This is a genomic window from Winogradskya humida (assembly GCF_016862215.1).
Lineage (GTDB): Bacteria > Actinomycetota > Actinomycetes > Mycobacteriales > Micromonosporaceae > Actinoplanes > Actinoplanes humidus.
Map to the genome: position 1 here is coordinate 43,852 of NZ_BOMN01000060.1, position 25,094 is coordinate 68,945.

The 25,094-nt window shown below is 69.3% G+C and carries 25 protein-coding genes; 10 read left to right on the forward strand and 15 right to left on the reverse strand.

Annotated features, from left to right (window positions below):
- Nucleotides 1–357: 357 nt before the first annotated feature.
- Nucleotides 358–1,260, reverse strand: a complete 903-nt coding sequence (locus tag Ahu01nite_RS24075; protein ID WP_203838871.1) for an aldo/keto reductase — start codon at nucleotides 1,258–1,260, stop codon at nucleotides 358–360.
- Nucleotides 1,261–1,347: 87 nt separating this feature from the next.
- Between Ahu01nite_RS24075 and Ahu01nite_RS24080 the strand changes: the two genes are divergently transcribed.
- The 9 genes from Ahu01nite_RS24080 to Ahu01nite_RS24120 all read left to right on the forward strand — a co-directional run bounded on the left by Ahu01nite_RS24080 (nucleotide 1,348) and on the right by Ahu01nite_RS24120 (nucleotide 10,168).
- Nucleotides 1,348–2,049 (forward strand): TetR/AcrR family transcriptional regulator, encoded by a 702-nt coding sequence (locus Ahu01nite_RS24080; protein ID WP_203838872.1) that lies wholly within the window; start codon nucleotides 1,348–1,350, stop codon nucleotides 2,047–2,049.
- A 776-nt stretch (nucleotides 2,050–2,825) separates the two neighbouring features.
- The gene (locus Ahu01nite_RS24085; RefSeq protein WP_203838873.1) at nucleotides 2,826–3,503 is read left to right on the forward strand and encodes a sigma-70 family RNA polymerase sigma factor; all 678 of its coding nucleotides are present in this window, start codon (nucleotides 2,826–2,828) and stop codon (nucleotides 3,501–3,503) included.
- On the forward strand, nucleotides 3,503–4,279 hold the full coding sequence (locus tag Ahu01nite_RS24090) for an anti-sigma factor family protein (RefSeq protein ID WP_203838874.1): 777 nt from the start codon (nucleotides 3,503–3,505) through the stop codon (nucleotides 4,277–4,279). The genes Ahu01nite_RS24085 and Ahu01nite_RS24090 overlap by 1 nt, the downstream gene beginning before the upstream one ends.
- Nucleotides 4,280–4,542: 263 nt before the next feature.
- Nucleotides 4,543–5,259: a COG4315 family predicted lipoprotein gene (locus Ahu01nite_RS24095; RefSeq protein ID WP_307794543.1), complete on the forward strand. Its 717-nt coding sequence runs from the start codon at nucleotides 4,543–4,545 to the stop codon at nucleotides 5,257–5,259.
- Nucleotides 5,260–5,427: 168 nt separating this feature from the next.
- The gene (locus Ahu01nite_RS24100; protein WP_203838876.1) at nucleotides 5,428–6,216 is read left to right on the forward strand and encodes a DUF4142 domain-containing protein; all 789 of its coding nucleotides are present in this window, start codon (nucleotides 5,428–5,430) and stop codon (nucleotides 6,214–6,216) included.
- 110 nt (nucleotides 6,217–6,326) lie between these two features.
- Entirely contained in the window at nucleotides 6,327–7,427 is a 1,101-nt protein-coding gene (locus Ahu01nite_RS24105; protein ID WP_203838877.1) for a Pecanex-like protein 1, read from the forward strand.
- Nucleotides 7,428–7,747: 320 nt separating this feature from the next.
- On the forward strand, nucleotides 7,748–8,653 hold the full coding sequence (locus Ahu01nite_RS24110; protein WP_438874820.1) for a DNA-3-methyladenine glycosylase family protein: 906 nt from the start codon (nucleotides 7,748–7,750) through the stop codon (nucleotides 8,651–8,653).
- A 22-nt stretch (nucleotides 8,654–8,675) separates the two neighbouring features.
- A complete protein-coding gene (locus Ahu01nite_RS24115; protein ID WP_203838878.1) occupies nucleotides 8,676–9,428 on the forward strand; it encodes an ROK family protein in 753 nt (250 codons plus the stop codon).
- Complete coding sequence (locus Ahu01nite_RS24120) at nucleotides 9,428–10,168, forward strand: HAD-IA family hydrolase (RefSeq protein WP_438874821.1); 741 nt, start codon at nucleotides 9,428–9,430, stop codon at nucleotides 10,166–10,168. The genes Ahu01nite_RS24115 and Ahu01nite_RS24120 overlap by 1 nt, the downstream gene beginning before the upstream one ends.
- Before the next feature lie 237 nt (nucleotides 10,169–10,405).
- On the opposite strand, the gene Ahu01nite_RS24125 is transcribed toward Ahu01nite_RS24120, so the two are convergent.
- The 6 genes from Ahu01nite_RS24125 to Ahu01nite_RS24150 form a co-directional block, all read right to left on the reverse strand.
- Nucleotides 10,406–11,047 carry a GntR family transcriptional regulator gene (locus Ahu01nite_RS24125; RefSeq protein ID WP_203838879.1) on the reverse strand — a complete coding sequence of 214 codons (642 nt, stop codon included), beginning with the start codon at nucleotides 11,045–11,047 and terminating at the stop codon, nucleotides 10,406–10,408.
- Nucleotides 11,048–11,080: 33 nt separating this feature from the next.
- The gene (locus tag Ahu01nite_RS24130; protein ID WP_239159094.1) at nucleotides 11,081–11,965 is read right to left on the reverse strand and encodes a 5-oxoprolinase subunit C family protein; all 885 of its coding nucleotides are present in this window, start codon (nucleotides 11,963–11,965) and stop codon (nucleotides 11,081–11,083) included.
- Nucleotides 11,966–11,967: 2 nt separating this feature from the next.
- Nucleotides 11,968–12,579 (reverse strand): 5-oxoprolinase subunit B family protein, encoded by a 612-nt coding sequence (locus Ahu01nite_RS24135; RefSeq protein WP_203838881.1) that lies wholly within the window; start codon nucleotides 12,577–12,579, stop codon nucleotides 11,968–11,970.
- Entirely contained in the window at nucleotides 12,576–13,337 is a 762-nt protein-coding gene (locus Ahu01nite_RS24140; protein ID WP_203838882.1) for a LamB/YcsF family protein, read from the reverse strand. Before Ahu01nite_RS24140 ends, Ahu01nite_RS24135 begins: the two co-directional genes overlap by 4 nt.
- A 4-nt stretch (nucleotides 13,338–13,341) precedes the next feature.
- Nucleotides 13,342–14,592 (reverse strand): NRAMP family divalent metal transporter, encoded by a 1,251-nt coding sequence (locus tag Ahu01nite_RS24145; protein WP_203838883.1) that lies wholly within the window; start codon nucleotides 14,590–14,592, stop codon nucleotides 13,342–13,344.
- A 94-nt stretch (nucleotides 14,593–14,686) separates the two neighbouring features.
- Nucleotides 14,687–15,340 (reverse strand): class I SAM-dependent methyltransferase, encoded by a 654-nt coding sequence (locus Ahu01nite_RS24150; protein ID WP_203838884.1) that lies wholly within the window; start codon nucleotides 15,338–15,340, stop codon nucleotides 14,687–14,689.
- A 78-nt stretch (nucleotides 15,341–15,418) separates the two neighbouring features.
- On the opposite strand from Ahu01nite_RS24150, the gene Ahu01nite_RS24155 reads away from it, so the two are divergent.
- Nucleotides 15,419–18,484: a putative bifunctional diguanylate cyclase/phosphodiesterase gene (locus Ahu01nite_RS24155; RefSeq protein ID WP_203838885.1), complete on the forward strand. Its 3,066-nt coding sequence runs from the start codon at nucleotides 15,419–15,421 to the stop codon at nucleotides 18,482–18,484.
- 3 nt (nucleotides 18,485–18,487) lie between these two features.
- Here the strand turns inward: Ahu01nite_RS24155 and Ahu01nite_RS24160 are convergent, their stop codons facing one another.
- From Ahu01nite_RS24160 to Ahu01nite_RS24195, 8 genes are all read right to left on the reverse strand, one after another.
- Nucleotides 18,488–19,567, reverse strand: coding sequence for an NAD-dependent epimerase/dehydratase family protein (locus Ahu01nite_RS24160; RefSeq protein WP_203838886.1), 1,080 nt, complete (start codon nucleotides 19,565–19,567; stop codon nucleotides 18,488–18,490).
- A 120-nt stretch (nucleotides 19,568–19,687) separates the two neighbouring features.
- A complete protein-coding gene (locus tag Ahu01nite_RS24165) occupies nucleotides 19,688–20,035 on the reverse strand; it encodes a histone-like nucleoid-structuring protein Lsr2 (protein ID WP_203838887.1) in 348 nt (115 codons plus the stop codon).
- 231 nt (nucleotides 20,036–20,266) lie between these two features.
- Entirely contained in the window at nucleotides 20,267–21,889 is a 1,623-nt protein-coding gene (locus tag Ahu01nite_RS24170) for a GMC oxidoreductase (RefSeq protein WP_203838888.1), read from the reverse strand.
- Between the two features lie 21 nt (nucleotides 21,890–21,910).
- Nucleotides 21,911–22,909 (reverse strand): hypothetical protein, encoded by a 999-nt coding sequence (locus Ahu01nite_RS24175; RefSeq protein ID WP_203838889.1) that lies wholly within the window; start codon nucleotides 22,907–22,909, stop codon nucleotides 21,911–21,913.
- Nucleotides 22,910–22,957: 48 nt separating this feature from the next.
- Nucleotides 22,958–23,227, reverse strand: a complete 270-nt coding sequence (locus Ahu01nite_RS24180) for a Txe/YoeB family addiction module toxin (protein ID WP_203838890.1) — start codon at nucleotides 23,225–23,227, stop codon at nucleotides 22,958–22,960.
- Nucleotides 23,228–23,236: 9 nt separating this feature from the next.
- Nucleotides 23,237–23,494, reverse strand: coding sequence for a type II toxin-antitoxin system Phd/YefM family antitoxin (locus Ahu01nite_RS24185; RefSeq protein WP_203838891.1), 258 nt, complete (start codon nucleotides 23,492–23,494; stop codon nucleotides 23,237–23,239).
- A 59-nt stretch (nucleotides 23,495–23,553) separates the two neighbouring features.
- Nucleotides 23,554–24,459 (reverse strand): pyridoxamine 5'-phosphate oxidase family protein, encoded by a 906-nt coding sequence (locus Ahu01nite_RS24190; protein ID WP_203838892.1) that lies wholly within the window; start codon nucleotides 24,457–24,459, stop codon nucleotides 23,554–23,556.
- A 1-nt stretch (nucleotide 24,460) separates the two neighbouring features.
- Nucleotides 24,461–25,018, reverse strand: coding sequence for a TetR/AcrR family transcriptional regulator (locus tag Ahu01nite_RS24195; protein ID WP_203838893.1), 558 nt, complete (start codon nucleotides 25,016–25,018; stop codon nucleotides 24,461–24,463).
- Nucleotides 25,019–25,094 lie beyond the last annotated feature (76 nt).

Sequence of the window (25,094 nt, forward strand, 5' to 3'; positions counted from 1 at the left end):
TTGCCACTCACCGCCGGGTTTTGATGGCGGCCCGGTGTGCCGCTTGCCGTCGGACTATGGGTGGCGGCTCGGTGTGCTGCTTGCCGTCGGGCTTCAGTGGCGGTTGGGCCTGCCGCTTACCGCCCGCCCGCACGGTCGCCCGCCTGCACCATCGCCTGCCTCCGGCCTCTCGGCCTGCCGCCCTCCTGCCTGCCGCCCTCCTGCCTGCCGCCCTCCTGCCTGCCTGCCGCCCTCCCGCCTGCCTGCCACCGCCTGCCGCTTGCGGTCTGCCCTGCGGCTGTTACCTGGGGCGGTCGCGGATCCAGGCCTACCTGCCCGCGGCGGACCACGACGGCGCGGGGACTGAAGCGGTGCAGGTCAGCGCGTGCCGAGGGTGGCGGTTCGGAGGATGTTGAGTGTGGATTCATGGGGGTGGTCGAGGGTGGCCTGGGATTCGTCGGTGAGGGCGGTCAAGCGGGCCACCTCGGTGTCGGTCAGGGTGGCGGCGATGTCGGATGCGGTGAGGTTGGCGCGTAGGTGGGCCGGGTTGGCTGTGCCGGGGATGAGGACGATGGCGGGGGAGCGGCGCAGGAGCCAGGCCAGGGCGATCTGGGCCGGTGTCGCGCCGAGGCGCTGGGCGGGGGCGGTCAGGCCGGTGTGGCCGGTGAGTTGCCCGGAGGCCAGGGGGTAGTAGGGCACGAACATGATGTCCTGGGCCTCGCAGTCGGCGAGGACCTGGACGCCGCTGCGGTCGAGCAGGTTGAAGCGGTTCTGCACGGCGGCGATCGGGGTCAGCTTCTGCGCTCGGGCGAGCATCTCCGGGGATGCGCCGGACAGTCCGATCCGGCGGATCAGGCCCTGGTCGCGCAGCTCGACGAGGGCGCCGAGTGAATCCTCCAGCGGCACGTCGCTCTCCAGGCCGCCGTAGTCGCCGCTCAGCCGCAGGTAGGTCAGGTCGCTCACGTCCGTACCCAGATCGGTCAGGGACTCGTGGACCTGCCGGCGGATCGTGTCCGGGTGATCGGTGACGATCCATGATCCGGTCGGGCCGCGGCCCGCGCCGACCTTGTTGCCGATGATGACGTCCTCGGGGAAGGGGCGCAGTGCCTCCCCGATCAGTTGGTTCACGGTCCGGGGCCCGTAGGCGTTCGCGGTGTCGAAGAACGTGACTCCCAGTTCGACCGCCAGGCGCAGCACCCGCCGCGCCGACTCGGGGTCATCCGGCAGGCCCAGGACGTTCGGGCCGGCGAGCTGCATGGCGCCGTATCCGACTCGGTTCATCGTTCGCTCCCTGCTCGTATCACTGCCACGCTGAATCGCGTAGCACTGTATGAGTCAGTGATACGCCTAATGGCGTAGCATTGCAACGTGGATGACGCGAAGACCCGTACCCGGCGGCAGATCCTCGAGGTGGCGGCCGGGATCCTGGAGCGGGAAGGGGCCCAGGCGGTCTCGACCCGCTCGGTCGCCACGGCGGCCGGCATCCGGGCGGCGTCGCTCTACCAGCTGTTCGGCGACAAGGACGGGCTGCTGGCAGCCCTGGCCATCCACGCCTTCGACCTCTACCTGGCCGAGAAGAACACGCTGACACCCAGCGGTGACCCGGTCGACGACATGCGCCGCGGCTGGGACATCCACGTGGACTTCGGGCTGCGGCACCCGGCCTTCTACCTGCTGATGTTCGGCACCGACCGGCCCGGTCGCCGCCCGCCGGCCGGCGAGGTGGCCCACGGGCTGCTGCTGAAGTTCCTCGACCGGATCGCCGACGCCGGCCGGCTCCGGGTCCCGGTCGCGATGGCAGCGGGCCTCTGCCAGGCGGCCGTCGTCGGCGTCACGCTGTCCCTGATCGGTGCCCCGGACGGCGAGCGTGACCCGGAGGTCTCCGTCCGGATGCGTAACACCCTCATCGACTCCCTCATCACCGACCCGCCCGCGGTCGTGGATGCCACCGTCGCCTCACGAGCCCTCGCCCTCGACGCGGCCCTCGCCGCCACCGACGACCCCACGCTTCCCCTCCGCCCGACCGAGGCCGCCCTCCTGCACGACTGGCTCCAGCAACTCGCCCGATAACGGCGCAACGCACCAGCCGTGCCCGGATTGGGTGGAGCGGTACGTCCGTCGTGCCCGGATTGGGTAGAACGACGCCCTTGTCGTGCCCGGATCGGGCGTGCGACGTGGCCACTGAGGCCGGATCAGGCCGCGGCGCACCCGCAGGCACCGGTCTGGGCCGCGGCGATGGGATCGGATGGGGATGGCGCGGCGCGCGTGGGGGTCGATCGGAGAGCGCGGCGCGCCCGGGATGACCATGCTGGGCTGCTTGTGTTGATGACTATCCAGATTGCGCGGTGCCGGTGTGACCCGATCGGATGGTGGTGACTCTCCGATACGGATCATTCAGGGGATTGTGGCTTTCGCACCTTTTGGCGGTGGGTGGGGGGACCTGCTCAGGGTTGCCTTTGGATTACTCAGTGATGGCGCCGGAGGGGCTTTTGCGACGCACTGTAAAGAGTGCGTAACGGGCTGCTGATGCGGCATCGTCCGAGCGTGTGGGATGCGCACTGCGCGTCTGTCGTTGCAGCCGTTTCGCTGAGTATTATTCGCGTGCCCCGGGGGTCGCATCGGCTCCCATGGATGTAGCGCCCCCTGTTGCGCGTCCTGGACTCCCCGTGTTCGGCGGGGTGACCGGTCGTGCCCATACGCGCTTTGAACCGGAGGAATCTCTTGCGACTGCGCGTCCATGCTCCCGCGCCTCCGCACTGCCCGGAAATTTTCCCGATCGCTTTGATCCCGGCGGGCACACTGGCCCGTACTAGGGGCGACGGGGAAAGCACCGGCAGGAGGAATCGATGCATGCGACGGTCATGGAGCGGCTCGCGCCGGAACGGGTGGGCGTCATGACACAGCAGCGTTCCGGAGGCCGGTGGCAGGCTCTCGACGGAGGCCGTAGTGCTGGCAATGATGACGGCGTGATGCCGCGACAGGCCCGCCATGAGGCCGGGTCCGCGACCGCGAGTCACGAGGACACGCTTGTCCGGATGCTCTACGAGGAGCATGCGGGACCGCTGCTGATGTTCGTCCTCCGCCTCACCGGCGGGGACAGGCAGCGGGCCGAGGACATCGTTCAGGAGACGCTGCTGCGGGCGTGGCGTAATGCCCACCGGCTCGGCGCTCAGGGGCAGCAGTCGCTGCGGCCCTGGCTGGTCACGGTGGCGCGGCGGATCGCGATCGACGATCACCGCAGCGTCAGTGCCCGCCCGCCGGAGACGTACGACCGCGAGCTGGAGAGTTTCCCCAGCACGGCCGACGACACCGATCGGGTGCTGCAGCTGATGACGGTGACCGACGCGCTCAAGACGCTGAGCCAGTCGCACCGCGAGATCCTTGTCGAAACGTACTTCCGGGGCAAGACGGTCCCGGAGGCCGCGGATGTGCTCGGCCTGCCTCTCGGCACGGCCAAGTCGCGGGTGTATTACGCCCTGCGGGCCCTGCGTACGGCTCTGCAGCAGCGGGGGGTGACCGAGTAATGACGCAGGAACAACACTTCGACGTCGCCGCGTACGCCCTCGGCGTGCTTGACGAGCGTGACGCGGAACGGTTCGAGGATCATCTGATCGACTGTCCGGCCTGTGCGATCGAGCTGGAGTCGCTGCTGCCGGTGGTGGACATCCTCAGTGATGTCGACGCCGACGCGCTGGTGGCCACCGAGCAGTCGCGCAAGGACGGCCTGGTCCTCAAGAAGATGATCGGCGAGGTTCGCACGGAGCGGCGCAAGGCGAACAGCCGGCGGCTCTACACGCTGGCCGCCGCGGTTGTCGTCTTCGCGATGCTGTCGGTCGGCGCGCTCTTCGCCGGTGGCCAGTGGTTCGCCCCCGAGAAGTCGAGCGGCACGACGGTGGCGGAGGGGTCGAGCAAGACGCTGGACCCGCTGCCCGATCCCGGAGACGGCATCGGTGTCGGTGGCCCGGACCTCAAGGGCGAACTGGTCGGTGGCCAGGATCCCCGCACCGGCGTGAAGCTCCAGGTGGCGTATGAGGAGAAGGACTGGGGCACCCAGGTCTCCTTCGCGGTCGCCAACATCTCCGGGCCGAAGGCGTGCCGGCTCGTCGCCGTGCGTCAGGACGGCACCACCGAGGTCCTCTCCACCTGGACCGTGGGGGAGAAGGGTTGGGGCACCGCCGCGCAGAAGGAGCCGCTGCTGCTGCAGGCTGCCACGGCGCTGCCGAAGAGCGACATCGCGCATGTCCAGGTTCAGGAAGTCGACTCGAAGGGTGATGCGGAGACACTGGTCCGCGTTCCCTGATCCAGCACTGAAACAGGCCCGGCCATCCGAAAAGGGTGGCCGGGCTTTTGTGTTGCCCCGAAGTGGACGCAGCGAAATCACGCAATTACAGCCCGCGACGAAGACTGTGAAAGGCCAATCATTTACGGATCGTGGCGGCGAAGGGTTCAAAGAAAAAACTGGGAAATTGATCGGTGGATTTCTTCAACCATGGCGGCACCGGCGCCGTACTACAGCGCGGACACGGAGATGAATGATCACAGTGGAGGGCTCTCGTGGTACCGGTGAAGCGAAAGTTGATCGTCGTCAGCGCTGCGATCGCGGCGGCGTTCGCGCTGCCCGGTTGTGCCCCGGCCGGATACGGCGGTGGGGACACCGCCACCGCTGACTATGGCGCGGAGCCCGCGGCGAACGCCGTAGCGGCCACCCCCGGTGCGACCGAGGGGGCAACCCCCGGCGCCACCGCCTCACCCGGCGCGGAGACGGAGGAGGGCGCGGACGAGTCCGGCGCCACCGAGCTCAGCGACGACGAGGTCACCTCCGCGCTCAAGGCCACGTCGGTCAAGCGGATGGGCGAGACGGTCCAGAACCAGGACGGCTTCGTTCTCTACCGCTTCGACAAGGACAAGGCGAAGCCCGAGGCGGTCTCCAACTGCAAGGGTGACTGCGCCAAGGTGTGGCCGGCCGCCGTGATCAACAAGGGTGAGACGCCCAAGCTGGAGGGTGTGGACGCGAAGCTCGTCGGCACCGTCAAGCGCGAGGACGGCACGCTGCAGCTGACCCTGGACAACTGGCCCCTCTACACCTACATCGGTGACAAGGAGCCGGGCCAGTGGAAGGGCCAGAACGTCGCGGCCGCCTGGTTCGTCATCACCCCCGAAGGCAAGAAGAACCTGACCTGTCTGCCGGCCGTCTCGAAGGCCGTCGCGCCGCCGAAGGAAGAGGCCGCGGACACCGGTGGTGACGCCGGTTCTGACAGCGGGTCCGACTACAGCTACTGAGTGCTCGCGCACTCGTGAGTGCGTCGAATCAGCGCTCATAAGTCTTCTTTAAATCGGTTCGGTACGAGCCTTGTTCCATTGCGACACAGCACTGATTGCTCCTAGCGTTTCCAGCGTTCCGCACGTTCGCCGGAATCGTTTTCCCATCCGTTGTCGGAGGTGTAAAAGATGATTGCCGCCCGCTCCTCACGCCGGCTTCGCCGCTCGTCTGTGGGCGTACTGGCAATGGCCCTGGCGTTCGTGCTGGCTCCCGCCGGCGTCGCCCGGGCTGCCGACGGTGTCCCGGTCCCGCCCAACACCGGGCTGACCGACGACGGTGCGGGAACGGTCTCCGCGGCCGACAAGGACTTCGTCATCAAGGTCCGGCTCGCCGGGCTCTGGGAGATCCCCGCCGGGAACATGGCCCAGGAGAAGTCGGACGACGAGAATCTCCGGAAGTTCAGCAAGTCGATCTCCGAACAGCACGTGATTCTCGACAAGTTCGACATCGCGGTCGCCAAGAAGCTCGGGATCGAGCTTCCGAACGTGCCGAACAATGACCAGCAGGGCTGGCTCGACGAGATGGCAGCGGCGAAGACCGGCAAGCAGTTCGACCAGATCTACGTCGATCGGCTGCGCGCTGCTCACGGCAAGATCTTCCCGGCCATCGGAACGATCCGGGCAAGTACCCGCAACGACTCGGTCCGCAAGCTGGCGCAGCAGGCCAACCAGTTCGTCATGACGCACATGACGCTGCTGGAGAGCAGCGGGATCGTCGACTACGGCGCACTGCCGACGGCGGCCGCCCCGGCCGTCACGGGCAAGGGCCCGGTCCCGGTCGACAACGCGATGCTGGCGGCGGCGAGCAGCTCGGGTGGCGTACCCGGAGTGAGCACCTCGGTCATTCTCCTTGTCCTCGCCGGCGCCCTCGTGGCCGGCGTAGTGACCACGATGCGCATCTTCCGGCGCGGTAGCTAGAGCAACAGAGCAACCCGCAATTCCAGATCTGGTCAGCACAGACCCGGTCAAAGGCTCAACCCCCGGCGGCTCCACCGTCCGCCACCTGTGGACACAGAAAGGTGTCAGCAATGCGAAGGTCGCACTACCGGAGCGAATCCAGGTTCCCCGCATGGTTCACCGGTCGGCGCCGGATCATCGCCGCCGTTGCCACCGTGGTTGCTTTCGGCAGCATCGTCACCGTCACGCAGGTGTCGGACGCGAGCACCAAGAGCCGTAACCAGCAGCGCGCTCTCGCCGCCTGTAACAACATCCAGGCGCCGAAGAAGTCGAAGCTGTCGACGGAGACGAAGACCGGCACGTACACCACCGGAAACGGCAAGGTGACCCAGCACGCCGACGACGGTGCGGGCGACGTGCCCACCACCGAGACGCTGCGCAAGCGTTGCCGCGACTGGATGAACGGCAACACGGGCGGCAACAACGGCGGCAACAACGGTGGCGCTGCCAGCCCCGCACCCTCCGGCAGCACCGCGGCCGGTGGCGGTAACAACGGTGGCGGCAACAACAACGGTGGCGGTAACAACAACGGCGGTGGCGCGACCACGGCTCCGACCACCCCGGCCACCCCGCCGCCCGGTGCCGGTCTCGGCATCCTGACCAACAGCTGCGACACGAGCAACCTGGACGCCCACACCGGTTTCCAGGACGGCAACCGCTGTGTCTCCACCGAGTTCGGTGAGGTCGGCGTCGCCGCGAACAACCCGTCGCTGCTGATCACCGAGATTCCGACCAACGTCGCCGTCGGTCAGGCGTTCACCATCAAGGTGAGCACCCGCAACCTGATCCGTGACCGCTTCCTCGCGGCCGGCCAGGGTGGCTACTACGTCGAGTCGTCGGTGCTGCAGAACGGTCTCGTCCGCGGTCACTTCCACACCGCCTGCCGCGTGCTGGACAGCACCGACGAGGCTCCGGACCCGGAGCCCGTGCCCGCGTTCTTCGTCGCCACCGAGGACAGCAAGGGTGGTGCCGCCCCCGACGTGGTGAACATCCAGGTTCCCGGCCTGCCGACCGAGGGCACCTTCCAGTGCTCCTCGTGGGCCGGTGACGGTTCGCACCGTATCCCGATGATGCAGCGCGCCAACGAGACCCCGGCCTTCGACTCCGCCCGGGTCCAGGTCGGCGGCAACGGCGGTGGCGACAACGCTGACGGCGGGAACAACAACAACTGAGTACGGAGCCCTTCCGCTATCCGGGTAACCGACCCCCTCGGGGCACGCCAGTTCTGACATGGCGCAGCCCCGGCGGGGACCCCCCATCGGGAACCGGGCGTCGTCCATCCCCCTGAGGACGGCACCAGCGGCAGGCGTTCCGAGCACGGAAACGGCTGACGAAAGGAGGCGCGGGACCGGCTCGGATCGAGTTTCCAGCTCCATCACTGGGTGACATGCGGACCGACTCGGGTGTCCGTGTCCACCCACCCCGATGGCCCTGACCGGGAGCGCGGTCAGGGCCATCGGCATTTCCGCGTCCCGGACGTATAGTGGCGCAGGTGAAGACGGTGGTCAGGCGGCTGAAAACGCCGGAGCACTACCACTTCACCCGGACGTTGCGGACGCTGCTCGTCGTGTCGCACGACCCCTGCGGCGAGCTCGCCGACGGAGAATTCCGGCTCTCCGCGCGTACCCCACAGGGTCCTGGAACTTTGCACCTCAGCAGAGCGGGCGCGGAGCTGACCGCGACCACGCACGGCCCCGGCGCCGACTGGCTTGCCGAGCACGCCGACGCGATCGCCGGGCTCCGCGACGACCTGGGTGACTTCCCCGGGCTGGCCGCCGCCCATCCGCTGATCGCCAGGCTGGCCCGCACGTTCTCGGGGCTACGGTTCCCGGCGACGTTCCAGGTGTTTCCCCGGCTGATCCGGGCGGTGCTGGAGCAGAAGGTCACCGGCATCGAGGCGCACCGCGCCTACCGGGCCATGGTCAAGCATTTCGGCGAGCCCGCGCCCGGCCCGGGCGGGCTGCTGCTCCCGCCGGACCCCGAGGCGGTCGCGGCCACCGCCTACTGGGTCTTCCACCCGTTCGGCGTCGAGCAGCGCCGCACCCAGGCACTGCTGCGCTGCGCGGCCGAGGCGGCCCGGCTGGAACGCTGCACCGACAGCGCCGAGGCGACCCGCAGACTCGTCGCCATCCCCGGGATCGGTCCGTGGACGGCGGCCGAGACGGTCCGCACGGCCTACGGCGACGCGGACGCCGTCAGTGTCGGCGACTTCCATATCCCCAACACGGTGGCGTGGGCGCTGGCGGGGGAGGCCCGCGGCACGGACGCGCGGATGCTCGAGCTGCTGGAGCCGTTCGCCGGGCACCGTGGCCGGGTCTGCGAGCTGCTCGCGGCCGGCGGGATCATGGCACCGAAATTCGGCCCGCGGATGCCCATCCGGAGCTTTGCCCGCTTCTGAGAAAAAAGGCACACTGCTAGGCGTGGCTTTCACGTTGACGATCGACTGCGGCGGCGGCGGCATCAAAGGCTCGGTTCTGGATGACGCCGGCACGATGCGCGCGCAGCCGTTACGCGTGCCGACCCCGTACCCGTTGCATCCCGATCTTTTTGTCAAGACGCTCGTGACGCTCGGCGAGCAGCTTCCCACCGCCGACCGGGTGACCGTGGGCATGCCGGGGATGCTGCGGCACGGGGTGGTGGTGGCGACCCCGCACTACATCACGCGCAGCGGGCCGCGTACCAAAATCGATCCTGACCTGCAGGAAGCCTGGTTCGGCTTCGACGCGCGCACCGCCCTGGCCGAGGCTTTCGGCCTGCCCACCCTGGTCCTCAACGACGCCGAGGTGCACGGCGCCGGGGTGGTCGCCGGCACCGGCTGCGAGCTGGTCCTGACGCTCGGCACGGGCCTGGGCTGCGCGCTGTTCGACGGCGGTCAGCTCGCCCCGCACCTGGAGATGTCGCAGGCCCCGGTGCGCTGGGGGATGAGCTACGACACCTACATCGGCGAGCATGAGCGGCGCCGGCTGGGTGACGCGCTCTGGTCCCGCCGGGTCCGCAACGTGATCGAGGGGCTGCGCCCGGTTTTCCTCTGGGACCGCGTCTATCTCGGCGGCGGCAACTCCCGGCTGATCACCCCGGCCCAGCTCGCCCGGATGGGTGACGACGTCGTGGTCGTCCCGAACACCGCCGGCATCGTCGGCGGCGTCCGGGCCTGGACCCTCAACGCCAAGTGATCCCGCCCGCCGCGCTGCTGCTCGACTTCGGTGGGGTGCTGGCCGACTCGCCGTCACCGGGCGCTGCCCCGCCCGAGCTGGTGCTGAGGCTCTACAACCTGATCGAGGGCAGGCTCACCCCGGGCGAGATCAGCAGGGCACTGACGGCGGGCTCCGAGGCGTACGCAGCCTGGCGTGACCTCGACGAGCCGGCCGAGCTCGGCCACGAGGACGTCTGGGCCCGCTTCGTCACACCGTCGTGGCCGCTCGCCGCGCAGGAAGCCGTCCGTCTCAACGCCACCCGGCTCAGCTACGACTGGACGTGGCGCTCGACCTGGGCGCTGCGCCCCGGCATCCCCGAGGCGTTACGCGCGGCCCGGGCGATCGGCCTGCCCCTGGCGGTCGTGAGCAACACCCTCTGCGGCGCGGCCCACCGCGACTTCCTGACCAGGGCCGGCGTGGGAGACCTTTTCGCCACCCAGATCTACAGCGACGAGGCCGGCGTCCGAAAACCCAACCCCGAGATGATCTGGTACGCCGTCCGCGCCCTCTCCGTCCCCACCGAAGCCTGCTGGTACGTCGGCGACAGCTACCGCCGCGACATCGCCTGCGCCCGCCGCGCGGGAGCGGGCGCCGCCATCCTCTTCCGCTCACCCCGCACCACTCGCGAGACCCCCGAAGGCTCTGCTCAGCCGGACGCCATCGTCGACGACGGTTTCGGCCTGCGCGACCTGCTGCCGGGGTCGGTGAACGCCCGGTAGACCGGGTGCCGGGGCGGGCTGACAAAGGCCGTGGGGCTGCGGGGCTGCGGGGCCGTGGGGCTAGATGTTGCGCTGGGTGCCGGGAAGCCGCAATTTTATGCGGTGTTGATCGTCAGGTCCGGGCAATCGTTTCTGAGCGCAAGACATATGTTTCCCGGCCAGACGCGATTGGCCCGCGTTTGACAACCGACGCCGCAGGATGTTGCGCCATCGCGGGTTTTGACGCAACTTTGTGCCCTAGGGGAGGTTCCCGAGGACGACGCGTTCGGAGGTCAGCAGATAGTCGCGGAGCATGTCGGCGGCCCGGTGCGCGTCGCCGGCCTCGTACGTGCTGGTGATGGCGTCGTTCATCGCGACGAACGGGCGGTGCAGCGCTTCCGGGTCCGGTGCGGTGACGAAGGCGAGCCGGAGCTCGGCGGTCAGCTGGCGCATCCAGGAGTCGAGGCGGGGGCTGCCGGCCAGCGCGACGATCTGCTCGTGGAAGTGCATGTTGGCCGTGCCCACCGCGCGCCAGTCACCCGCGTCGGCTGCACGGCCGGCGTCGTCGACCGCGGTGCGCAGGCCCGCTGCCCGCGGCGGGTCGGTGGGTGCCTGGCTCAGGGCAGAACATTCCAGCAGCACGCGTACGCGATAGATGTCCGCGATCTGCGCCGGGCTCAGCGACGCCACGAACACCCCGCGATGCGGTTGCCGGACGAGCAGTCCCTCCTCGATCAGCGTGGAGAACGCCTCGCGGAGAGTGTTGCGCGAAACCCCCAGCGGCCCGGTCAGCGAGGTCTCCGAGAGCCGCGTCCCGGGCGCCAGCTCGCCGTTGATCATCGCGTTGCGCAACTGCTCCACGGCCCGTGCGGCGGACCCCGGCTTCTCCACGGTCGTCACGCGTCCAGTCAACCAGCCCGGCCCGCGGGTCGATCAGCCGGGAGCGCGGACGAAACGGAAGCGGGCGCCGGGCCGGGCCTGGGCGGCGCGGTCGGCGGATTCCGGGGTGAGCACGGCGATGACCGGGTAGCCGCCGGTCACCGGGTGGTCCGCCTGGAAGATGATCGGTCTGCCGTCCGGCGGGACCTGCACCGAGCCGCGGACGACGCCTTCGCTGGGCAACTCGTCGCTGATCGCGCGGGTCAGGGCCGGACCGTCGAGGCGCAGCCCGACCGAGTCGCTCGCCGGGGTGATCACGAACTCGCTGCTCAGGAACGCCTCGATCGCCTCGCCGGTGAACCAGTCATCCCGCGGCCCGAGATCAACCTCGAGCGGCCCCTCGGGCGGCCGTGACAAAGGGGAGTCGGCTTCGGGCGGCCGGGACAAAGGGGAGTTGAGCGAGGCGGAGTCCGGCTCGTGATCAAAACTTGGTGAGCCGATGGGGAGGACGGCGTCGACGCTCACCGCGAGCCCGATTCCGGCGAGCCGATCCGTCGACCGTGATCCCAGCACAGGCGGGACGTCGAAGCCACCCCGCACGGCGAGATAGCTCCGCAGCCCCCGCTTGGGCATACCGACCGAGACGACCGCCCCGGCGGCGACGGACACGGTCTCCTCCAGCGAGGTCCTGACGCCGTCGACGACCAGCACAGCGTCCGTCCCGGTCAGGACGATCACCGCGGGCGAATCGAAGCTGACCCGCAGCCCGCCGAGCGTGCACTCCAGCACCGCGGCGCCCGGCGGGTTGCCGACCAGCGCGTTCGCCCGGCCGTACGCCCCCCGGTCCACCGCCCCGGAAGGCGCGACCCCCAGATGGGTGTGCCCGAACCGCCCCGCGTCCTTGACCACCGTCAGCGGCCCGGTCCGCACGATCCGCATGCTCACGACTCCACCGCCCTGAAGGTCACTTGCACACCCGGGACGAGCAGCGCGGGCTCCGGCCGGTCGAGGTCCCACATGCGGATGGTCGTGGTGCCGATCAACTGCCAGCCTCCCGGGCTGTCGTGCGGGTAGACGCCGGAGAAGCGCCCGGCGAGGCCCACCGAACCGGCCGGGATCCGGGTACGCGGCGAGTCACGCCGGGGCACGTCGAGCTCCGGCCCGGTGAGGTAGCCGAAGCCGGGTGCGAAGCCCGAGAATGCCACTGTCCAGCGGGCGGACGTGTGCAGCTTGATCACCTCGGCGGGCGTGACGCCGAGGTGGGCGGCCACGTCGGGCAGGTCGGGACCGTTGTAGGTGACGGGGATCTCGACGCTTCCGGCGTACCCGCGGCTTGGTCCTTTGAGTGGCAGCGCCGAGGTCGCCTCCCGCACCTCGGCCGGCGACGTGATCGCGGGATCGAGCCGGATGAGCACGGTGCGCGCCGCCGGGACCAGATCGATCACTCCCGGCAGCCGCGCCTCGCGCAAAGCCGCATACAACCCGAGCGCCGCATCGAGATCATCAACCTCGACAAGCAAGGCCTCCCGCCCACACCTGAGAAACCTGGTCACTGGTCGTTTCCCGCAAAAGCATTGATTTGTACGCCCGAAGCAGCCAACTTCTCCGCAACAGCGCGCGCCATAGCCACTGCCCCGGGCGAGTCGCCGTGCACACAGAGCGAGTCCGCCTCGACCTTGATGACCGACCCGTCGACGGCCACCAGGGTGCGATCGGTGACCAGCCGCAGCATCCGCTCGGCGACCTCATCGGGATCGTGCAGCAGCGCCCCGGGCAGCCGCCGCGAGACGAGCGTGCCGTCCGCGTTGTAACCCCGGTCGGCGAACGCCTCGCGCACGATGCGCAGCCCCGCGTCCTCGGCCTGCTCCAGAAACACCGAGCCGGGCAGCCCGAGCACCGGCAGGTCCGGGTCGTAGCGCCGGACCGCGTCGACGACAGCCGCCGCCTGCTGCTCATGGTGCACGATCGTGTTGTAGAGCGCGCCGTGCGGTTTGACGTAGAGCACCCGGTCACCGGCCGCCCGGGCCAACCCGTCGAGCGCCCCGAGCTGGTAGATCAGATCGGCGACCAGGTCCTCGGTCTCGTAGTCGATGAACCGCCGCCCGAACCCGGCCAGGTCCCGATAACCGACCTGCGCGCCGATCACCACACCCCGCTCGACCGCCCGTTCACAGGTGGCCAGCAGACTCCGCGGATCACCGGCATGAAACCCGCAGGCGACGTTGGCGCTACTGACGATGTCGAGCATCGCCGCGTCGTCGCCGAGGCTCCAGGCCCCGAAGCCCTCACCCAGATCGCTGTTGAGATCCACCACGTCACCCCGCCAGATAGTCAAAGATCGTCCGCGCCGACACAACGCCCATATACCAGGTCAACGCCGCCACAACCCCGCCGAGCACCAGCAACCACACCGGATACTTGTACCCCCGCAGCAGCTCCCGCCGCCTCCACGCCGCATACAACAGGATCGAAAACCCGATCGGCAAAATGAGCCCGTTGAACCCACCCGCAAACACCAGCAACGCCGACGGCGCCGTCCCGATCACCAAATAGATCACCGTAGACAAGGCAATAAACCCAACTGTTGCCCAGGACATGAACCGATCCTCTGAGCGAACAGCCCGCCGAGCGAAGCGAGGCCAGAAACACATCAAGAATGAGACCGATGTGTACGCCGCCCCGATCACCGACGTGATCGCCGCCGCCCAGAGCACCACCCCGAACGCCCGCATCCCGAACTCACCCGCCGCCGACTCGAACGCCTGCGCGGTGGCGTTGCCGCTGGTGTCGAGCACGACGCCACCCGCCACCACGCCCAGGATGGCGAGGAAGAGCAGATACCGCATCAATCCGGTGACCGCGATCCCGGTCAGCGCGCCCCGGGTGACCTCGCGGATGTGCTCAGGCCCCGTGGTGCCGCTGTCGAGCAACCGGTGCGCGCCGGAGTAGGTGATGTACCCGCCGACCGTGCCGCCGATGATCGTGGTGATCGCGGCGAAGTCGATGTCGTCGGGCAGGACCGTCTGAGTGAGCGCGTCACCGACCGGCGGCCCGGACACGATCGCGACGTAGAGCGTGAGCGCGATCATCAGCAGGCCCAGCACGATCAGCAGCCGGTCCATCGCCAGCCCGGCCCGTTTGATGGCGAAGATCGAGATGGCGAGGACCGCGCTGATCAGGCCGCCGAGCTTGGGGTTGAGCCCGAGTGCGGCGTTGAGGCCGAGTCCCGAGCCGGCCACGTTGCCGATGTTGAAGACGAGGCCGCCGAGGATGACCAGGGCGGCCAGCAGGTAGCCGGCGCCCGGGACCACCGCGTTGGCGATCTCGTGGGCCCGTTTCCCGCTGACCGCGATGATCCGCCAGATGTTCATCTGGACGACGAAGTCCACGAGGATCGACATCAGGATGCCGAACGCGAACGCCGCGCCCAGCTTCGCGGTGAACGTGGTGGTCTGGGTGATGAAGCCGGGGCCGATGGCGCTGGTCGCCATCAGGAAGATCGCCCCGATCAGGGCGGTGCGGCGGCTGCGGGCGGCTGTCGGCTGAGTGGTCTCGGTCTTCGACATGGGCTCTCCTGAATCGCGAAGGTTCGATGGGAGGCGCACGTCTGACGCTAGGGATTGTTCAACGATCACACAAGAGTTGTTGAACAATCTGGGGTTACCGGTACGTAAAAACCACCTGCCACACGCTGGTACGGCGCATCGGGACGCTTTCCAGGGCCTCGACCACGGGTACGTCGTACGTGTGCCGTAGCACCATCCCCTCGCCCGGCAGGTACGCCCGGCCCGGATCGCCGACCAGCACCAACGCGCCGCGGCCCGCCGCCTGACGCAGGAACGGCAGCACCTGAGCGGCCATCTCGCGGCTGTAGAAGACATCTCCGGCCAGGATCACGCCGGCTTCGGCGTACCCCTCGGAAAGAAGGTCTCCCTCGTAGAGCTGGATCTTGACGTCGTTGGCCTCGGCGTTGGCCCGGGTGGCAGCCAGCGAGAACGGGTCGATGTCGTTGGCGAGCACGGACCGCGCCCCGGCCTTGGCCGCCGCGACCGCGACCAGCCCGCTGCCGGTCGCCAGGTCGAGGACGTCACGACCGGCCACCAGCTCCGGCTCGTCGAGCACGCAGCGGGCCAGCGCCTGACCGCCCGCCCAGGCGAAGGCCCAGAACGGCGGCGGCTGCTCACCACCGGCCGCCTCGGTGCGCTCCCAGAGCTCGATCGGCTCCTCGGCCTGGTGCAGCACCAGCTCGGGAAGGAAGGGTACGGGCGCGACACGGGTGTTCGCGCGGACGAAGTCGGTTGCAGTGTCGGACACAGTGCGATTCTGCTCAGTTGACCCGGCAAGTAACCGATCAGGGGGGCGTCGCCTGCACGAGCCCGGAAAGGGGGCACCATGCCGACACGGCTGGTTGCTGCCCTTTTCGGGGGCTGGATGGTCGTTCTCGGCATTCTCTTCGCGTCTGTGCACGCCCTGCAGATGCCCGTCCGGGTGCTCGCCGGAGGCTCCGCGCTCGCCGTCATCATCCTCGCCCTGCGCCGCTACACCCCGGACCGCCGTGGCCCGTGGCAGCTGCTCGCCGCGACCGTCGTGGTCTCCTCGGTCGGCGCGATCAGCTACAACGCGGAGAGCGACTCGGTTCCCGCCCTGACCGTGATCGCCACGGTGCTGCTGATCGCGGTCTACCCGATGCTGGCCGCCGCGCTGGCCCTCTTCGCGCGGCACCGCACCAGCGGGCGCCGTGACCGCGGCGGGCTGCTCGACGCGCTCACCCTGACCTCCGGCGTGGCCCTGCTCGCTTGGACGTTCGTGATCGGCCCGCACATCCGCGACCCGAGCATGTCGACCGGTGACGTGTGGCTGGCGATCGTCTTCCCGATCTGCGACCTGATCTGCCTGGCCGTGCTCGCCCGGCTGCTCATTGCCTCCGGCCGGCCCCCGTTCGCCGCGGCCTGGCTCGCCGCCGGCATCCTCGCGATGCTCGCCGCCGACATGGTCAACAGCCTGGTCGCCTCGCACAGCGCACCGACGTTCCTCGCCAGCTTCGGGCGCATCCCGTTCTACGCCGCCGTGGGTCTCGCCGCCCTCGACCCCACGATGACGGCGATGACCCGCCCGACGCTGGTCGGCCCGAGCGAGCTGGGCCGGGTACGTCTCGCCCTGCTCACCCTCGCCTCCCTGGTCGCCCCGGCCGTGCTGGTCTTCCAGGTGGGCCTCAACGGCGAGGTGCCCGACATCTACGTCATCGCGGCGCTGAGCGCGCTGACGTTCCTGCTCGTCCTGGCCCGGATGGCCGGCGTGATGGCGAGCAACCGGCTCGCCGTGACCCGCGAGCGGGGTCTGCGCGAGGCCTCCGCGGCGCTGGTCTCGGCGGCCGACTCGGACGAGGTCGCCGAGGCCGTACGCCGATCCGTCGCCGCACTGCTGCCCGCGGACACCCCGCACCGGGTGGTCCTCGCCATGGCGTTCACCGGCCCCGACGCCCAGGTCTCGCCGGAGGCCGCCGCGCAGAACGCCCTCGACCGGAGGGCCGGTACGGCGGCCCGGCTGGTGGCGGTCCGCGACGTCGACTGGGCGGTGGCGACGCGGCTCAACCAGTTCGCCATGGTGCTGCGCTGCCCGCTGGTGCTCGCCGACCGCCCCGGCGGGGACCCGCTCGTCGGCGTCCTGCACGTCGGCGCCCCCACCTGGGCGCTGCTCGACCTGCAGCAGGCGCTCGAGGTGCTCGCCACCCAGGTCGCCCTCGCGCTGGAACGGATCGTGCTCAGCCAGGAGGTCATCCGGCGCAACAGCGAGGCGTACTTCCGGACCCTGGTCATGAACACGTCCGACGTCATCCTCATCGTCGACGACGAGAACAGGGTCCGGTACGCGAGCCCGTCCGCCGTCCACGTGCTCGGCACCGACCCGGCGGGCCTGCTCCTGCCCGAGCTCATCCACCCCGGCGACCGGCAGCGGCTCGACGAGGTGCTCGCGACCGTACGCGTCGGCGACTCCCCGGCCGAGGGGCTCGACTTCCGGGCGCTGGGCCGGCGGCGTACCGAGGTCCTGCTCGAAATGCACTGCCGCGACCTGCGCACCGACCCGACCGTGGCCGGCATGGTCGTGACCCTGCGCGACGTCACCGAGCGCCGCCGCCTCGAACGCGAGCTGATCCACCAGGCGTTCCACGACTCGCTCACCGGCCTGGCCAACCGCACACTCTTCGCCGACCGCCTCCAGCACGCCCTGGCCCGCGGCGCCCGGGACGGCTCGGTCGTCGGTGTCCTCTTCATCGACCTCGACGACTTCAAGATCGTCAACGACACCCTCGGCCACGCCGTCGGCGACCAGCTGCTCATCGCGGTCGCCGAACGCATCTCCGCGGCCCTGCGCGCCGACGACACCGCGGCCCGCCTCGGCGGTGACGAGTTCGCCGCACTCGTCGAGAACGTCCAGGACCCGGGCGCGGTCGAGGAGACCGCGACGCGCATCCTCGCCGCCCTGGCCGAACCGATCATCGTCGACGGCGCGACCCTGCAGGCCAACGCGAGCGTCGGCATCACCACCACCCCCGAGGCGGACAACGCCGACGAACTGCTGCGCCAGGCCGACCTCGCGCTCTACGTCGCCAAGGGAGCCGGGAAGAACCGCTGGCGCCGATACCAGAACCACCTGCACAGTGCGATGGTCGAACGCCTGGAACTGCGTTCCGCCCTGGACCACGCGGTCAACGAGGGCCACTTCGTCCTGCACTACCAGCCGATCGTCAAACTGGCCGGCGACGACGTGGTCGGCTTCGAGGCCCTGGTCCGCTGGGACCACCCGACCCGCGGCATCATCGCCCCCGACCAGTTCATCGAGGTCGCCGAGGAGAGCGGGCTGATCGTCCCGATGGGCCGGTGGGTCCTCGACCAGGCACTGCACACGGTCGCCCAGTGGTGGCGCATCCTGCCCCGGGTACGTCGCCCGTACGTCAGCGTGAACGTCTCCGTCCGCCAGTTCCGCCAGCAGGGCTTCGTCGACCAGGTCCGCGCGTCACTGGAATTCGCGGGCGTCCCCCCGCACGCCCTGATGCTCGAGATCACCGAGACCCTGCTCATGGGTGACGACGAGAAGATCTGGACCGACCTGGCGACCCTCCGCGATCTGGGCGTCAAAATCGCGATCGATGATTTCGGTACGGGCTACAGCTCCCTCGGCTACCTCCGCCAGCGCCCCATCGACGTCCTGAAGATCGACAAGATGTTCATCGACGACATGCTCGGCGACACCCAGCAGCTCGCCCTCGTCAGCGGCATCGTCAGCCTCGCCCAGTCCCTCGGCCTGACCGTCGTCGCCGAGGGCATCGAGGACGCCCGCCACAAACGCATCCTCACCCGACTCGGCTGCCCCCTCGGCCAGGGCTACTTCTACTCCGAACCCATGGAAGCCACCGAAGCCCTCTCCTGGCTCCGGAACCCCATTCCCGTCGCAGCCTGACCGTCAGTAGGGGTTGCCGGTTCCGGGGAGGCGGCCGCGGAGGACGCCGCCGAGCCGGCCCGGCAGGTCTTTCTCGTCCGAGAGCGGCGGGGCGTCGGTGTGGGCCCGGTAGGCCATGCCGGTGATGACTTCCTTGAGGGCGTGGACGGAGTTGGTCATCGGGCGCCAGCCCAGCTCCTCGGCGATCCGGTCGCACGACATCAGCGGCGCCTTGAGCGCGAGTTTCACCCACCCCACGTCGACCGGCTGCAGCCTGAGCCGCCATGTCGCGTCTGCCGCGCCGCGCAGGACGGCTCCGGGGATCGGGACCTCGACGCCGTGGAAGGTCCGGGCCGCTACCGACGGGTCCAGGACGGGGCCCGCTGCCACGTTGAAGGCGCCGCGGACGTCGGAGGTGAGCACCCGGGCGTACGCGTCAGCAAGGTCGTCCGCGTGGACCGCCTGCATGCGCAGGCCGGGGTGGGCAGGGATCACAGGGATCCGGCCGTAGCGCAGGAGGCGGGCGGGCAGGAGCGGGCCGGCGAAGTAGCGGGCGAGTTCCGCTCCGACGTCGCGCTGGAAGATCAGGCCGGGGCGCAGGCGGACGACGCGCAGGGTCGGGTGGTCGGATTCGACGCGGTCGAGGAGGTTCTCGACGAGGACCTTGTGCCGGCTGTACGACGATCCGGGCACTCCGGTGCGGGGGAAAGCCTCGGTCACGTACGCGTTCTTGGGCCCCGGCGCGTAAACGCCCACCGACGAGGCGAAGACCAGCGTGGGGACCCCGGCGCGCAGGACGCCCTCGACGACCGCGCTGCTGCCGAGCACGTTGGCCTCGAAGAGACGGCGCTGGTCGTGACTCGGCTGGATCTGCCACCCGAGGTGCACCACGGCGTCGGCGCCGCGGAAGATCTCGGTGAGCCGGGTCTGTGCGCCTGGTGCGGCTATGTCGCAGGAGTGCCATTCGACCGTGTCGTACGGCTGGGACGTCCCCGGCGGCACCCGCCGCACCACACCGGCCAGGTCGATGCCGGGCTCGTTGCGCAGCCGGCGCAGCAGGGCTGTGCCGGCGTTACCGGTCGCTCCGATGATCACCACTCGCATGCCCACGCGTTACCCCGGGGCCCGGGGTTGAATCCTCCCCGTCGCCGGCGGCCCGCGAATAGGGCAGAAACGCAAACGGCGCCGCCCGGTTGTGGCGGCGCCGGATCCTTTACCGGAAAATTAGCGCTTGCTGTGGTAGGCCTCGACGATCGAGCTCGGGATGCGGCCGCGCTCGGAGACCTCGTAACCGTTCTTGCCGGCCCACTCGCGAATGGCCTGATTCTGGTCACGGGTGGCCCGGCCCGTGCTCACCGGGGCGCCACGACGGGCCGCCCGGGCCTCGACGGTGCTGCGGCCGACACGGGTCGCCACCGACAGGTACGGGTCCAGGGCCTTGCGCAGTTTGCCGGAGTTCTTCTCCGACAGGTCGATCGTGTAGTTCACCCCGTCCAGTCCGAACTCGACTGTGCGGTCGGCCTCGCCGCCGTCGAGGTCGTCGGTGAGAAGGGTGATTACCTGCTTGGCCATGATGAGGTCGCTCCTATGGCGGTGCCATTGTCGTCGGATATTTCAGTGCTTTCATACTGTACGTGTACCGCGGTCGTTGCAAATTGTCGGGCGCGCATGTCGCGTTTCGATCCATGGTATTAGCCGCAGGCGGCGCTGCCCGGCAAAATGGGTTCGTGGCCGGGACAATGCCCGGAAACGTACCCGCAACACAACGGGCCCTTATCAATGTGTCCTTGAGCACTGTTTAGGCTAGCTCCGCAGTGCTCCGGGTGCATGGTCGGGAACGGCGGGTGACCGTGGGGCGACGGGTGCGAGCCTTTCGTATTCGGCGCCGGGCGCCGGGCGTGGATCGACATCGCCCCTGTTGGGCCATAGGGACATCGCCCGCTCGGCGAGCGCGGTGATCGTCAGCGCCGGATTGACACCGAGATTCGCCGGGATCACCGAGCCGTCCGCGACATGCAGCCCCGGATACCCGAAAACGCGTTGATAGGCGTCGACCACACCGGTAGCCGGGCTGTCCCCGACGGTCGCGCCGCCGAGAATGTGCGCGGTCATCGGAATGTCGAACACGTCCCCGATGGAGCCGCCCGGATGTCCGCCGATCCGGTGCGCCATCCGGCGTACGGCGTCGTGGCCGACCGGGATCCAGGTCGGATTGGCGGGGCCGTGTCCGGGGCCGGTGGTGAGGCGTCCACTGCGCTTTCTGCGTACGGTAAGAGAATTGTCCCGGGTCTGCATGACCAGCGCGATGATCGTGCGATCGCTCCAGCGCCGGTTCGACAGCGACCGGGCCAGCAGCCCGGGATGGCGTAGTGCCTGACCGAGGAAACGCAGCGGTCGCGGCAGCCGGCCGCCGCCGTCGACCAGGAGTGTGGTCAGCAGGCCCATCGCATTACTGCCCGGCCCGTAACGCACCGGCTCGATGTGGGTGTCGGCGTCCGGATGGAACGACGACGTGATCGCAACACCGCGGGAGAACGGTTCTCCGGGAACCCCCGTGGTCTGCGCGCCGAGCAGGGCCTCCGAATTTGTCCGCGTCAGCGCCCCGAGCCGATCGGAAAGCGCGGGCAGAGTCCTTTTCATGGCGTGCAGCAATCGTTGCGTGCCGAGCGCCCCGGCCGACAGCACCACCTGCTCGGCGGTGAAAACCCGGCGCGGCGTCTCCACCCGCCAGCCGCCGTGCACCGGCCGCAACCCGGTCACCTCGGTGTCGGGATGCACGACCGCGCCGTTCTTCTCCGCGAGGTGGAGATAGTTCAGGTCGAGGCGGTTCTTGGCGCCGACCCGGCAACCGATCATGCAGTTGCCGCACTCGGTGCACCCCGTCCGTTCCGGCCCGGCACCCCCGAAATACGGATCGGGCACGGTCCTGCCGGGCTCACCGAAGAAAACTCCCACGGGGGTACGCCGGAACGTGCCGCCCACGCCCATCTCGTCCGCGACCGCCTTGATGACCCGGTCGGACGGCGTCATGGTCGGCTGGACGGTGACCCCGAGCATCCGCGAGGCCTGGTCGTAGTGCGGCGCCAGCTCGGCGCCCCAGTCGGTGATCCCGGCCCAGCGCTCGTCGGCGAAGAACGCGGCGGGCGGCCGATACAGCGTGTTCGCGTAGACCAGCGACCCGCCACCGACCCCCGCGGCCGAGAGCACAACAACATCCTTGAGCAGGGTGATCCGCTGAATGCCGCGCAACCCGATCGCGGGTGCCCACAGGAATCCGCGCAGATCCCACGAGGTCTTCGGCAGGCTCCCGGCATCCCAGCGCCGGCCCGCCTCGAGCACGCCGACCCGGTAACCCTTCTCGGTCAGCCGCAGCGCGGTGACACTCCCACCGAAACCGCTGCCCACGACCACCACGTCGTAGTCCATCCCTGCAACCTAAACGACCGCTCAGGCAACGGCCAGATCTGCGAGGTCGAAACAGTGACTGCGCCAATGCATGGTCGGGCCTTTACGCATCAGATCCAGGTTCAGTTTCCGGGCCGCGGCGAGCACACCCCGGGTGCCGAGCAGCCGCGCGGCCGACCGGGACCCGAAAGCGGTGAGCGTGGCAACACCCGGTCGCGTCGCGTAATCCGCCTCGCCGGCGTCGACTCCCGGCAGCCGTGCCATCACCTGTTCCAGGCTGCCCCACTTTTCCAGCAGGGTCGCCAGGTCCACGTTGAGGCAGAGCTCCGGCCGCTCCGGCTCCCCCTTCGGCGCGTAGAGGAAAAGCGTCTCGAGCGAATTGACGGAAAGCGTAAACAGCCGCGGGTACGACGCGGCGTTCGTCGACGGCATCGCACTGAGCGACCAGTACGCCAACTCCGTCCGCACCGGGAAAGGCACCGCGCCGCTGACGTAGCGCCGCAGCGTCTCCCGATACGCCGCGAACCGTGGATCCGCACTCAGCCGCCCGAATTTCTCCGCGAACCGCTCCCGTTGCTGGGGCTGCTCCACCCGCCGGTCAGCGGTCCGCACCCCGCCCCGCGGCGACGCGAGAAAGAGCCGCTGCTCATCCGGGCTCACCAGCAGCTCAAAATCGCCGGCATCCAGCCGCCCACCCGCGTGCACGACGTTCCGCAACGCCACCCCGAGCGACTCCAGGCGCCGGACGGCTTCCCGCTGCACGCCGTCGAGCTCGTCAGTCGCCACCCGCCGGAAAGCCAGCGACGTCAGCTCATCCCCGAACCGCAGCCGCAGAGCCCGGAACCGCGCAGCGACATCCAGCGCCTGTCCTACGTACCGGTCCCCGTTGCGGAACCCGGCCACATAGATCCCGCACCGCCCCTTCGACTTCGGCACCAGATGAGCAATGGAATGCAACCCGGAAACATCCCACAGCTCAAAGCCGTGCGGCCTGGCCCCGGCTACCCGATCCGGCGAGGTGACGAGCGTCTGCAACGACATGCCGGATGTATCGGCATCCCCCGGCGCCGCTCAAGAAATCCACCCCGGCTATCGATCGGCGTAGTGGTAGCGGCAGGACAAGATTTCCAGCTCACCGTTGGCATCGACAACGCGGTAGACGAGCCTGTGTTCCTCATTGATGCGACGGGAGGCCCATCCGGAAAGGTCACCCTTGAGAAGTTCGGGCTTGCCGATGCCACCGTCATCGCCGCGCTGAATGTCTTTGATCAGCGCGTTGATGCGTTGGAGGATTTTCCGATCGCCGGTCTGCCAACCGATGTACTCGTCCCGTGCGCCGGGGTGCCAAACAAGCTTCATGCGGGGAACTCATGCATCGGGGTCGGCCAACTCGTGGGCGACGCGTTCACCTGCGTCCATCTCAGCCACCCGGCGGCGCAGCTCGCGGCCGTTGGCGCCCCGGGATAGATACTCTGTTTCGCGCCACGCGTCGTAGTCGCTCTTGAGCATCACGACCAGCGGCTCGTGGCCGCTACGGGTGACCACGAGGTCTTCGGCGTCATTCTCAATGGCATCGAACTCGTTGGCGAGGTTCGCGCGCAGATCCGATGCGGTGATGACCCTCATGAGCCCTCCCGGAGTTGTACGTCATAGCGTACAACCCCGAGACACTTCTGGCCATGCAGTCACTGGGCTGGGGCGGGTGGGTTGGCGGGGGAGTAGGCCTGGAACGTCCAGCGCAGGGAGCTGGCCCGGTCGATCTGGACGACCCGGTCGATGCTGAATTCGACGACCCGCAGGGCTCCCGGGTAGGCCTCGGCGCTCGCCGGATCCCAGTCGATGCGGGCCGTGCCGGTGAGTTGCAGCGTGTGGCCGTGCTCCCAGTCGAGGAAGAGCAGGCCGGCGGCGGGGTTGAGGTGCAGGTTGCCCAGGGTCATGTAGAACTGGTTGCCGGTGTAGTCGGGCCAGCGCAGCGTGCGCGGCCCGGTGACCGTGACGAAGCCCGGCATGCCGCCGCGGTGGGACGAGTCGGCGCCGTGCTCGGGGGAGCGGCTGGCGATGAAGAACGTGTCGGACTCCTCGATCCAGCGTTGCTGGGCGCCGGTGAGTTCGTCTCCTTCAACCGCTTCCCCGGCGGGCTCGTCGTCGGCGATCCCGGTGACGACGCGGGTCTGCAGATATTTGGGGCAGTTGCCCAGCACCTGTTCGGTACGCATCAGCAGGCCGTCCCCGTCGCGCTTGGCGACCCCGTTGGCCCTGATCCGGCGGCGGCTCTGGGGTTGCAGGGCGAGCACGCCGATGTCGCGCTCCTTCTCGAAGGCCCGGCGCAGCGGGTCGCCGGGGGCGGGCAGCCCGGCGATGGCGATGGTCCGCTCGTCGAGCGGCTTGGTGAAGCCGGGCCACCCGGACACGATCGTCGACCAGACCGCGCCCGCGTCGTCGGCGGCGCCGACGATCAGCATGGGCTGGGCGCGCAGGAACGGGTAGAAGCCTTTCGGGATCTCCGGGCCGAACATCGGTGATCCCCAGCCGGGACCACCCTCGTGCGCCCGCTGCTGGATCGCCTGCTCGCCGGCGTGGTCGAGGGACATGTCAGGCTCCCAGCAGGTCGGGCAGCTCGGCGAGGGTCTGCGCGAAGACGGACGGATCGTCGAGGACGCGGGCGACGACCAGGGCACCTTCGATGCGTACGAGCGCCGCGCGCGCCCGGCCGGCCGCGTCGGACTCGGTGGCTCCCGCCCGGACTGCCGCATCGGTCATGGCCTGGAGCCAGGTCCTGGCGAGCCGGGCGGCGTGGGCCCTGATGTCGTCGGGCGCGCCCACCAGCGTCATCGTGTCCAGCACGCAGGCCATGCGGCCGTCGCGGTAGCCGATCGCGAGCCGCCGGGCCATCTCGGCGACACCGGCGGCGACGTCGGGCTCCGACACGAGCGGCTCGAGGGTCTCGGCGAGGTCTGCTTCCAGGCTGGTGAGGACGGCTGTCGCCATGCCCGGTTTCCCGTCGGGGAAGCGGTGATAGAGGCTCGCGCGTTGCAGCCCCACCGCTTCCGACAGGGCGGACAGCGACGCGCCCGCGTAGCCGCTGGTCCGGAACACCGCCGCCAGCCGGGTGTGGATCGCGTGATCGTCGACGCTCGAGGTTCGGCCCATGCGAATACTTTACCGAACGTTCGGCAAAATACTAGATGCAATCCCAGCAGAACCGGCCCTCGAGCCCGTCGTCGCT

Coding starts and splice junctions, on each gene's coding strand:
- Ahu01nite_RS24075 (WP_203838871.1), bottom strand. CDS start 1,260: ATGAACCGAGTCGGATACGGCGCCATGCAGCTCGCCGGCCCGAACGTC.
- Ahu01nite_RS24180 (WP_203838890.1), bottom strand. CDS start 23,227: ATGAAGCTTGTTTGGCACCCCGGCGCACGGGACGAGTACATCGGTTGG.
- Ahu01nite_RS24090 (WP_203838874.1), top strand. CDS start 3,503: ATGACGCAGGAACAACACTTCGACGTCGCCGCGTACGCCCTCGGCGTG.
- Ahu01nite_RS24195 (WP_203838893.1), bottom strand. CDS start 25,018: ATGGGCCGAACCTCGAGCGTCGACGATCACGCGATCCACACCCGGCTG.
- Ahu01nite_RS24105 (WP_203838877.1), top strand. CDS start 6,327: ATGCGAAGGTCGCACTACCGGAGCGAATCCAGGTTCCCCGCATGGTTC.
- Ahu01nite_RS24155 (WP_203838885.1), top strand. CDS start 15,419: ATGCCGACACGGCTGGTTGCTGCCCTTTTCGGGGGCTGGATGGTCGTT.
- Ahu01nite_RS24175 (WP_203838889.1), bottom strand. CDS start 22,909: ATGTCGTTGCAGACGCTCGTCACCTCGCCGGATCGGGTAGCCGGGGCC.
- Ahu01nite_RS24190 (WP_203838892.1), bottom strand. CDS start 24,459: ATGTCCCTCGACCACGCCGGCGAGCAGGCGATCCAGCAGCGGGCGCAC.
- Ahu01nite_RS24085 (WP_203838873.1), top strand. CDS start 2,826: ATGCATGCGACGGTCATGGAGCGGCTCGCGCCGGAACGGGTGGGCGTC.
- Ahu01nite_RS24185 (WP_203838891.1), bottom strand. CDS start 23,494: ATGAGGGTCATCACCGCATCGGATCTGCGCGCGAACCTCGCCAACGAG.
- Ahu01nite_RS24130 (WP_239159094.1), bottom strand. CDS start 11,965: ATGCGGATCGTGCGGACCGGGCCGCTGACGGTGGTCAAGGACGCGGGG.
- Ahu01nite_RS24165 (WP_203838887.1), bottom strand. CDS start 20,035: ATGGCCAAGCAGGTAATCACCCTTCTCACCGACGACCTCGACGGCGGC.
- Ahu01nite_RS24145 (WP_203838883.1), bottom strand. CDS start 14,592: ATGTCGAAGACCGAGACCACTCAGCCGACAGCCGCCCGCAGCCGCCGC.
- Ahu01nite_RS24160 (WP_203838886.1), bottom strand. CDS start 19,567: ATGCGAGTGGTGATCATCGGAGCGACCGGTAACGCCGGCACAGCCCTG.
- Ahu01nite_RS24170 (WP_203838888.1), bottom strand. CDS start 21,889: ATGGACTACGACGTGGTGGTCGTGGGCAGCGGTTTCGGTGGGAGTGTC.
- Ahu01nite_RS24100 (WP_203838876.1), top strand. CDS start 5,428: ATGATTGCCGCCCGCTCCTCACGCCGGCTTCGCCGCTCGTCTGTGGGC.